Source organism: Agrobacterium sp. 16-172Ci (assembly GCF_053522725.1).
The window spans coordinates 1-957 of sequence record NZ_JBNWBW010000069.1; the positions used below are offsets into that span (position 1 = coordinate 1).

Consider the following 957-nt stretch of genomic DNA (forward strand, 5'->3'; position numbering starts at 1 on the left):
AGATCGGCGATCTCGTGAGCCGGTGCATCGAGATCATTGGAGAAGATGCGCAACACCTTTCCCGTCTCGGTCCTGATGGTGATCTCGCGGACCGGATCGCTGAACGGATTTTTGCGGCTTTTGGCCTGGCGGGCCGGCAAAAGGCCGATGCGGTCGGACAGGATGACACCGTCGCCGTCCACCGCCTGCTCATGGGTGACCGTCAGCGGCGTATGCGACTTGAACCGGGTGACGATCCGGCATCCGGCTTTGTCCAGCTTGGCCCACCAGCCGAAATCATAATAGCCAAGATCAAAGACATAGGTTGCGCCTGATGCGATCGGCATGGCCTTGGCAGCCGTGATGTCGTTGATATTGGCCGGCGTGACCGCCGCATAGATCGGTTGTTCGGCATCCGCATCGTAGACGATGTGGACCTTGACGCCGCAGGCTTGATGGGAAAACCGCGCCCACTGCGATCCGGCACCGGAGAGGCGAACCCCTGTCGCATCGATGAGGTAGGTTGCCTCGCCCACCGCCCGGCGCAGGCCGCGTCCCGCCATCGCCACCATCTGCGCAAACAGCCCGGCAAAGACAGGGCTCGGACGCAGACGATTGGCATCGGCAAGCGTCGAGCGCGACACCGGCTTTGCGCCGACATGATAGAGCCGTGCAGAGTGGCTCTCCAGGCCAAAGACGATCTCGCGCAGGCTCACCGAACCCGCCAACTGCCCATACAGGAGGGCGACGAACTGGCTTTTGGTCGACAGCCGGCGGACATGCTTGTCAGCCCCGTGTTCATCCACAAGCCGCTCAAACGCCGCCCAGGGAATACGCTTCAAAAGATCATGAAAGACGCTATTCTTGTGCCGCACGGTGTTGCTCCTCTTTCGTGTCCGAGATCGTCGCCAAACGCTCGAATACGAGTAGAATCAACACCGTGCGCCATGTCCACCAAATTTAAACCGGACAGCAGTG

The 957-nt window shown here is 60.6% G+C and carries 1 protein-coding gene; it reads right to left on the minus strand.

The features are described 5' to 3' along the window. Positions 1-854: IS4 family transposase (locus tag ACQZ40_RS25715; RefSeq protein WP_448748912.1), on the minus strand; the 854-nt coding region annotated here is incomplete at its 3' end. Positions 855-957: the final 103 nt, after the last annotated feature.